6 protein-coding genes and 1 pseudogene are annotated in these 8,592 nt (G+C 71.7%); 3 read left to right on the top strand and 4 right to left on the bottom strand.

Annotation, left to right across the window (positions count from 1 at the left end):
• Window positions 1-220, top strand: a pseudogene (locus AB8Z75_RS27115) (hypothetical protein); the annotation flags it as partial.
• Between the two features lie 78 nt (window positions 221-298).
• Here AB8Z75_RS27115 and AB8Z75_RS27110 read toward each other — a convergent pair.
• The 4 genes from AB8Z75_RS27110 to AB8Z75_RS27095 form a co-directional block, all read right to left on the bottom strand.
• Complete coding sequence (locus AB8Z75_RS27110; RefSeq protein ID WP_369206452.1) at window positions 299-1,738, bottom strand: GH1 family beta-glucosidase; 1,440 nt, start codon at window positions 1,736-1,738, stop codon at window positions 299-301.
• A 285-nt stretch (window positions 1,739-2,023) separates the two neighbouring features.
• Window positions 2,024-2,884, bottom strand: a complete 861-nt coding sequence (locus AB8Z75_RS27105; RefSeq protein ID WP_369206450.1) for a carbohydrate ABC transporter permease — start codon at window positions 2,882-2,884, stop codon at window positions 2,024-2,026.
• Window positions 2,885-2,897: 13 nt separating this feature from the next.
• A complete protein-coding gene (locus AB8Z75_RS27100) occupies window positions 2,898-3,911 on the bottom strand; it encodes a carbohydrate ABC transporter permease (RefSeq protein ID WP_369206448.1) in 1,014 nt (337 codons plus the stop codon).
• A 13-nt stretch (window positions 3,912-3,924) separates the two neighbouring features.
• Window positions 3,925-5,313: an extracellular solute-binding protein gene (locus AB8Z75_RS27095; RefSeq protein ID WP_369206446.1), complete on the bottom strand. Its 1,389-nt coding sequence runs from the start codon at window positions 5,311-5,313 to the stop codon at window positions 3,925-3,927.
• Window positions 5,314-5,534: 221 nt separating this feature from the next.
• Here AB8Z75_RS27095 and AB8Z75_RS27090 point away from each other — a divergent pair, with 221 nt between their 5' ends.
• Window positions 5,535-6,656, top strand: coding sequence for a LacI family DNA-binding transcriptional regulator (locus AB8Z75_RS27090; RefSeq protein ID WP_369206444.1), 1,122 nt, complete (start codon window positions 5,535-5,537; stop codon window positions 6,654-6,656).
• 262 nt (window positions 6,657-6,918) lie between these two features.
• The gene (locus tag AB8Z75_RS27085) at window positions 6,919-8,499 is read left to right on the top strand and encodes an MFS transporter (protein WP_369206442.1); all 1,581 of its coding nucleotides are present in this window, start codon (window positions 6,919-6,921) and stop codon (window positions 8,497-8,499) included.
• The last annotated feature ends 93 nt before the right edge of the window (window positions 8,500-8,592 follow it).

Here is an 8,592-nt window from a genome sequence, read left to right as displayed (position 1 = left end):
GGGCTGGTACGAGGGCGTGGCGTCCCTGTCGATCGGCGGCCTGCTGGTCTACGTCGCTTTCGTCCTCGGACGCGGGGCCAAGGACCAGCACATCGGCATGGCGGCCGACCCGGTGCTGCGCCGGGAGATTCTCGACTTCCTCGACGCGCAGCCGTCTTCTTGGACGTGGTCGACGCCGACCGCGAGGACCGCCGCAGGGCGCGGCGAGAGCGCGAGGTGATCGAACGCGCCGCGGAGGCGGAGGCCGCCGACGGCCGGACGGACTGAGCCGCCGGGCGCCGGCGCGCCTCCTGGCGGGTCAGTCCGGGGGCAGGACGCCCGAGCGGGCGAGCCGGCCGTACCAGGCCGCGCTGGACTTGGGGGTGCGTCGCTGCGAGGCGTAGTCGACGTGGACGATGCCGAAGCGCTTGTCGTAGCCCCATGCCCACTCGAAGTTGTCCAGCAGCGACCAGACGAAGTACCCGCGCACGTCGGCTCCTTCCTGGATCGCCCGGTGGACGGCCCGCAGGTGGCTGCGGACGTAGGCGATGCGGTCGGGGTCGTGGACGTGGCCGTCCGCGTCGGCGGTGTCGGGGTAGGCGGCCCCGTTCTCGGACACGTACAGGGGCGTGCCGGGCGCTTCGTAGCGGAAGCGCAGCAGCAGTTCGGTCAGGCCGCCGGGGTCGATGCTCCAGCCCATCGCCGTGCGTGCGCCGGGCAGTTGGTGGAAGGAGACGCGGTCCGCCGCCGGCCAGGGTGAGTGGGCGCTGGCGCCGTGGCCGTCCCGGCGTTCGGGTTCGGTGCCTTCCGGTGCGGCGGAGACCACGGTGGGGGTGTAGTAGTTGACGCAGACGCCGTCGAGGGGCTGGTGTGCCGTGTCGGTGTCGCCGTCGTGGACGAAGGACCAGTCGGTGAGCCCGGCGGTGTCGGCGAGCAGGTCCTCGTCGTACCTTCCGTGCAGCATGGGTCCGGTGAAGACGCGGGTGGCCAGCGCGTCGATCCGGCGGGCGGCGTCGCGGTCGGCGGCGCTGTCGGTACGGGCCCGCACCACGGCCGCGTTGAGGCTGACGCTCACCCGGGCGCGGTCCGGGAGGGCCGAGCGCAGTGCCTGGGTGGCCAGCCCGTGTCCCAGGTTGAGGTGGTGGGCGGCCCGTAGCGCGTCGATGGGGTCGGTGCGTCCCGGTGCGTGCACGCCGGAGCCGTAGCCCAGAAAGGCGCTGCACCAGGGTTCGTTGAGCGTGGTCCACATCTCGACGCGGTCGCCGAGTGCGTCGGCGACCAGGCGCGCGTAGTCCGCGAAGCGGTAGGCCGTGTCACGGGAGGGCCAGCCGCCGGCGTCCTCCAGTTCCTGGGGCAGGTCCCAGTGGTAGAGGGTCAGGACGGGGGTGATGCCGGCGCTCAGGAGTTCGTCGGTCAGGGACCGGTAGAAGTCGAGGCCGCGCTGCGAGGCGGGGCCGCGCCCGGTCGGCTGGACGCGGGGCCAGGAGACGGAGAAGCGGTAGGCGCCCAGGCCGAGTTCGGACATCAGCGCCACGTCGTCCCGGTAGCGGTGGTAGTGGTCGCAGGCCACGTCCCCCGTATGGCCGTCGGCCACTTTGCCGGGGGTGTGGGAGAAGGTGTCCCAGATGGAGGGGGTGCGTCCGCCCTCGCGTACCGCGCCTTCGACCTGGTACGCGGCGGTGGCGGCGCCCCACAGGAACCCGCTGGGGAAACTGAGGGATGCGGCGGGGTGTGCCGCGGTGTCGGGCGACAGAGTCATAGGAGCGCTCCCATCGTGCGGGGCACGGCTGTGCCCCGGGGGTGGTGTGGGGCACGAGCGGTGCCCCGGTCGATCGTCGGATGCGTAGCGGCGTGTGCGCGCATGTGTGGCAGGTGGCAGGTGGCAGGTGGCAGGTGGCATGGGGCACGGGGCATGTGGCCTGTGCGCGTGTGCCGTATGAGCGGGCGGTGGTGGCGGAGGGCGGCGGGCTCAGAGCCGGGACGGACACGCCCCCACTTCGGTGCCTGTCCCGGCTCCGGCCCGCGGGCCCGCCCGTAGGCCGGCTCAGCCCTTGACGGCCCCCTGCATGACGCCGCCCACGATCTGCTTGCCGAACAGGACGAAGACGACGAGCAGCGGCAGGGTGCCCAGCAGCGCGCCGGCCATGATGACGGACTCGTCGGGGATGTAGCCCTGGCCGAGTCCTGTCAGGGCGACCTGCACGGTCGGGTTGTCCTGGGTCAGCGCGATGATGGGCCAGAAGAACTCGTTCCAGGCCAGGACGAACGTCAGCATCCCGAGTACGGCCATGGCGGGCCTGGCCACCGGGAAGACCACGTGCCAGACGACGCGCAGACTGTGTGCGCCGTCCACGCGAGCGGCCTCGATCAGCTCCGTCGGCAGGGCGCTGACGAGGTACTGGCGCATGAAGAAGACGCCGAAGGCGTTGACCATCATCGGCAGGATGACCGCCTGCAGTTGGTTGGTCCACTCCAGCTCGGCGACCGCCATGAACAGCGGGACGACGCTGAGCTGGGGTGGCACCATCATCGTGCCGATCACCGTCAGCAGCAGGGCGTTCTTCGCCCGGAAGCGGAGCTTGGCGAAGGCGTACCCGGCCAGCGTGGCGAACACCACGGTGGTCAGGGCGATGGTGCCCGCCACGAAGACGGTGTTGAACAGCGCCTTGCCCATGTTGGCGTCGGACCATGCGGTGGTCAGGTTGGCGAACAGGTCGCCGCCGAACCAGAACGGCGGTGGCGTCTCAGCCAGTCGCTGGTTGTTCCGGGAGGCGGCGATCGCCGTCCAGACCAGCGGGAAGAGCGAGCCGACGGTGAACAGCAGCAGGACGGCGTAGGTGAACTTCCCGGCGTGCAGGTGCCGCCCGGCGCCCCTGGCGCGGCGCGGGGTGGTGGTGTGCGACATCTCCCGCCCCCCTTCAGTGGGTCTTGTTGAGTCGTCGGGAGATCAGCCAGTTGACCAGGCCGACCACGATGAGGAGGAGGAACATCGCCCAGGCGATGGCCGACGCGCGGCCGAGCTGGAAGTTGAACCATCCCTGTTCGTACAGGTACAGACCGAGCGTCTGGTACTGGTGGGAGCCGCCACCGGTCTGCGAGCCGCCGAACAGCAGCGGTTCACCGAACAGCTGGGTGGCGCCGATGGTGGAGACGACGACGGTGAACAGGATCGTCGGCCGCAGGCTCGGCACCGTCACGTGCAGGAACTGCTGCCACCTGGAGGCGCCGTCCAGCGCGGCGGACTCGTACAGGTCGTGCGGGACGGCCTGCATGGCGGCGAGGTAGATCAGCGCGTTGTAGCCCGTCCACCGCCAGATCACGATCGAGGAGACGGCCAGTTGCGAGGTCCAGGTGCCGTTCTCCCAGTCGATGTGGTCGATGCCGATCAGCCCCAGGCCCCAGTTGACCATCCCGTAGTCGCGGCCGAAGAGCATGGCGAACACCAGCGTGGCGGCGGCCACGGACGTGGCGTAGGGGGTGAGCATCGCGACGCGGAAGAAGGTGGAGCCGCGCAGTTTGTAGTTGAGCAGGTGGGCCAGGCCCAGGGCCATCAGCAGCTGCGGCACGGTGGACAGGACGCCGATGGTGAGGGTGTTGCGCAGCGCGTTCCAGAAGAAGTCGTCCTCCAGCAGCCGGGAGAAGTTGTGCAGCCCCACCCACTCCATGTGGGTGGGATCGTGCAGCGACACCCGGTGCAGTGAGGCCCAGCCCGTGTACAGCAGCGGAAAGAGGCCGAAGGCGGCGAAGAAGAGAAAGAAGGGCGCGATGAAGGCGTAGGGGCTGAACCGGGCGTCCCACCGGTGGCGCCGGCGGACGCGGGGCGCCGGCCCCTTGGCGCCGCCGGTTCCCTGGGCGGCTGCCGCGCGGTCGCGTCCGCCGTCCGCCTGTGCCGGTTCCTCGTCGGTGGGCCCGGGTGGCCCCGTGGTCCGCATCCCAGGGAGCGGATCAGTTCTCGACGACGTCATCGATCTTCTTCACCGCCGCGTTCCAGCCCTCCTCGGGCGACTTGCCCTGCTGCTCCACCTGGAGGATGCCGATGTCGGAGATGGTCGTCTTGATGACCCCGTCCTTGGGGCCGAGCGGAATGGTGGGAATGCCCTCGGCGGCCTCGGCGAAGATGTCGCCGATGGGCGCGTCACCGAAGTACGGGTGCTTGGCGTCCTTGACCTCGGGCAGCTCGTAGGCCGTCTTCGCACTGGGGAAACTGGCCTGCTTCTCGAACAGCTTCGCCTGCTGCTTGGGGGCGGTCAGCCACTGCGCCAGCTTCAGCGCCTCCTTCTCGTGCTTGCCGCCCTTGGGGACGGTCAGGAACGAGCCGCCCCAGTTCCCGGGCTTCGGCGCGGGTGCCACGTCCCACTTGTCGGCGGCCTTCTCGCCGGACTTCTCCTTGATGTAGCCGAGCATCCAGGGCGGGCAGACGACGCTGGCGAAGGCGCCGTTGGCGTAGGCCTGGTCCCACTCCTTGTCGAACTGCTTGAGCTTGCCGGTCATCTTGCCCTCGACCGCGCGCATGGCCAGATCCCACGACTCGCGCACGCCCTTGCTCTTCTTGTAGATCAGCTTGCCGTCGGCGTCGTAGTACTTGGTGGGGTAGCTGGAGACCGCGCCGTTGTACAGGCCCGCGGCGCCGTCGGTGAAGGCGGTGTCCTTCGGTGCCGCCTTCATGTACCGCTCGCCGGTCTCGACGTACTTCGACCAGTCGCCCTGCCACAGCTTGCCGACCTCGTCCCGCTCGGTGGGCAGGCCGGCCTTCTCGAACAGATCCTTGCGGTAGCAGATGCCCATCGGCCCGATGTCGGTACCGAGTCCGACGACCTGGCCCCCGGGCGCCTTGGCCTGGTTCCACTTCCAGTCCAGCCAGTCGGACTTGTCCACCCCTTCGGCCTTGGCCATGTCGACGAACTTGTCGGCGTGCAGTTTCGCGACCTCGCTGATGTTGTCGACCTCGACGGCCTGGATGTCGCTCAGTCCGCTGCCGGCCGACAGGTGGTTGAGCAGGGCGGGGTAGTAGTTCTCGTTCCGCTCGATCGCGTTTTCCTTGATGCGGATGTTGGGGTGGAGCTTCTCGTACTCGTCGTAGAGGCCGGCCTGCTTGTAGCCGAAGACGCCGAAGACCCCGACGGACAGGGTGGTCTTGCCGTCGGCGCTCGCGCTCGACCCGCCGCTGTCCTGGGCGCACCCGGCGAGCAGCCCGGCGCCCAGCACGGCGGTGAGGCCGTAGGCGAGGGGGCGGGTGTGCCGCGGCTGCCGCGCGGTGCGCCGCCGCCCGCCGGGCCCCTCCGCCCCAGCCTCGCTTCTCTTTCCCGTGGTGCTCGTCTTCCTGATCGTGGCCATGGCTGTGCCACCCCTCCCGAAGCTGCGGAAAGCGGGAGCGCGCCGGCACGCATCCGTGGGAGCGCTCCCATTCATGCGTTGCAGAATGGGCGAGGAGCGCCGTCACGTCAAGGGCTGTAACTGGGGGAGCGCTTCCACCAGCCCGTGTAGTTGAATGAGATCCACAGCCGCACCCGTACCGGCCGCGTTCCTGGGACCCGGCCGCGGAAGGAGGACCGTCCATGCCAGCAGCCCGCGGGGGAGACGCCCAGAAGACCGGGCCCACCCTGGAACAGGTCGCCGCCCGCGCCGGCGTCGGGCGGGGGACGGCCTCCCGGGTCATCAACGGCTCGCCCCGGGTCAGCGAACGCACCCGCGCCGCCGTTCAGGCCGCCGTGGCCGAACTCGGCTACGTCCCCAACCGCGCCGCCCGGGCCCTGGCCGCCGGCAGCATGGACGCCATCGCCCTCGTCGTCCCCGAGCAGGAGAACCGGCTCTTCGCCGAGCCCTACTTCTCCGAGATCCTGCGCGGCGTCAGCGCCGAACTCGCCGACACCGACAAACAGTTGCTGCTGACCCTCATCCGGGACGAGCGCAGCCGCGACCGCTTCACCCAGTACGCCGCGGCGCACCGCGTCGACGGCGTGCTCCTCGTGTCCGTGCACGCCGACGACCCGCTGCCCGACCTGCTGCGGGACGTCGGCATGCCCGCGGTGCTCAGCGGCCGGCGCTCGTCGGCCGAAGTCGTGCCCAACGTCGACTCCGACAACTTCCTCGGCGCCCAGCTCGCCGTCGAGCACCTCATCGGCCGCGGACGCCGCAAGGTCGCCACCGTCACGGGGCCCCTGGACATGTACGCAGCGCGCTGCCGGCTGGCCGGATACCACGAAGCGCTCGCAGCCGCCGGCCGGCACGGCCACGGGCAGGGCTCGCGGCAGGCCGCCGGACCGGCGCACCCGCCGGCGGCGGAACCGGGCGGGCGCCTGGTCGTGGAAGCCGACTTCACCGAGGAGGGCGGCCACCGCGCCATGCGGGAGATCCTGGAGCGGGACCCGGACGTGGACGCGGTCTTCTGCGCCTCGGACGTCATGGCAGCGGGCGCCCGGCTGGCCCTGCGCGAGGCCGGGCGGGACGTGCCGCGCGACGTGGCGCTCGTCGGCTTCGACGACTCCGCCGTCGCCCGGCACATGGACCCGCCGCTGACGACCGTCAAACAGCCCATCGAGGAGATGGGGCGCGCCATGGTCCGGATGCTGCTGGGGCTGATGGGCACCGGAGCCGACGTCGGCGGCGACCGCGCTCCGACCGGCGAACGGCCCCAACTCGTGCTCCCCACGGAGCTGATCCGCCGCGGCTCCTCGTAAGCGGAGCGGGCCTGCCCCAGAGGGCCGCGGCTGCTCTTGAGGCGCCGTGCGTCGCCCTGGAAGGAAGGGCTGGGCCGGGACCGGGAGGGCCGGAGCGCAGGGGCGACGAGCGGCAGGCTACTTTCGTGCGGGAAAGACCCCCGCGCGACCGCACGGGGCGGCCGATGACCGTACGGGCACATGACGGCCGTACGAGGTGCCCGCCGAAGGCGGCGCGGCGCGGAAGGGCGGCGCGCGGGCCAACCGGACGGATCGGAGACGCGTGAGCGGGACAGCCCCCGACGGGCACGAGAGCGGTCGGACACAGGGCCACCCGCGCCGCTGGGCGATCCTGGTGGCCATCTGCGCCGCGCTGCTCGTGATCGTCGTCGACAACACGGTGCTCAACGTGGCGCTGCCCTCCATCGCCGCCAGATTCGAGGCGTCCACGGCCGGGCAGCAGGCGGTGCTCGACGCCTACACCGTCGTCTTCTCGGGGCTGCTGATCACGGCCGGGGCCCTCTCGGACCGGTGGGGCAGACGGCGCGCGATGGTCGCGGGACTGGTCGTCCTCGGCCTCTCCTCGGCGGCTGCCGCCCTGGCCTGGTCCGTGTGGTGGCTGGTGGCGATGCGGGCGCTGATGGGTGTCGGCGCCGCCCTCGTGATGCCCGCGACGCTGGCGCTCCTGGTCCACGTCTTCCCCGCGCACGAGCGTCCTCGGGCCTTCGCGGTGTGGGGCGTCGTCGCCTCGGTGGCGATGGCCGTCGGACCGGTGCTGGGCGGCGCGTTGGTCGCGGCGTGGAGCTGGATCGGCGCTTTCCTGGTCAACGTGCCGGTGGCCTGCGGTGCCGTCGTGGCGATCCTGCGCCTGGTGCCCGAGTCCCGCGACAACGGCGCCCGCCCCGTGGACTTCCGCAGCGCCGCGTGGATCACCGTCGGGATGGTCGCGCTGACCACCGCGGTGATCCTGGCCGGGGACGGCGGACTGTCGCAGCCCGCAGTCCTGGTGGCCGCGCCGCTGGCGCTGCTGGCGGGGGCCGCCTTCCTGCGGCGTCAGCGAAGGACACAAGCCCCCATGGTGGACCTGTCGCTCTACCGCGACCGCCAGTTCGCGGGCGGCAGCGCGGCGGTGACCATCATCTCGATGGGCACCGGCAGCACCCTGTTCATCCTGGCCCAGTACCTGCAACTGGTGCGCGGCATGGACCCCCTCCAGGCGGGCCTGGCCTCAGCGCCGATGGCCGCCGGTGTCGTACTGGGTTCGTACGCGGGAGGCCGGGCGCCGGCGCGTATCGGACACCGGCTGTGCGTCATCGCCGGTTTCACCGCCACAGCCGTGGGCTTCCTCTTCCTGGCCGCGCTCACCCCGCACGGCAGCTACCTCCTCGCCGCCGTCGGCCTGTTCCTGGTGGGCGGCGGCAACGGCTTCGCCGGCCCCGCCGTCACCACCACCGTCCTGGGGGCCGTACCCAAGGACCGGGCGGGGCTGGGCTCGGCGCTCAACGACACGCACCAGCAGTTCGGTGTCGCGCTGGGCGTCGCCCTCCTCGGCGGCCTCGTGGCCGCCGTCTACCGGGCACGGCTGCCCGGCAGCGTTCCAGGCGAGGCGCGCGGCGCGCTGGCCGCGACCCTCGACCACGGCGCCGGGCTCCCCGAGGACAGCCGGGACGCCGTCGCCGCCGCCGCGCGGACCGCCTTCACCCAGGCGCAGTCCGCCACGATGCTCACCGCAGCGGGCTGCGTCACGGTCGGCGTCGTCATCGCCGCGCTCGTCCTACGGCGCGACGCGGGCGAGGCGAAGGTGCCCACGCAGCGGACGAGGTGCTCCTCGCGGCGTCGCCGGGCGAAACGGGAGAGCATGTGAAGGGGCGACGGCAGGCACCGAACCGCCGGGGGAGCAGGGCGGGTTGCTCCGGGGCCGCCGGTCGGCGGCGTCGGCGGGCGCGGGGCACGAAGG

Origin of the sequence: Streptomyces sp. PU-14G, from assembly GCF_041028275.1 — a bacterium.
Taxonomy (GTDB): domain Bacteria; phylum Actinomycetota; class Actinomycetes; order Streptomycetales; family Streptomycetaceae; genus Streptomyces.
The sequence above is the reverse complement of the archived record's forward strand: the minus strand, read 5'-3'. Positions and strand labels throughout refer to the sequence as shown.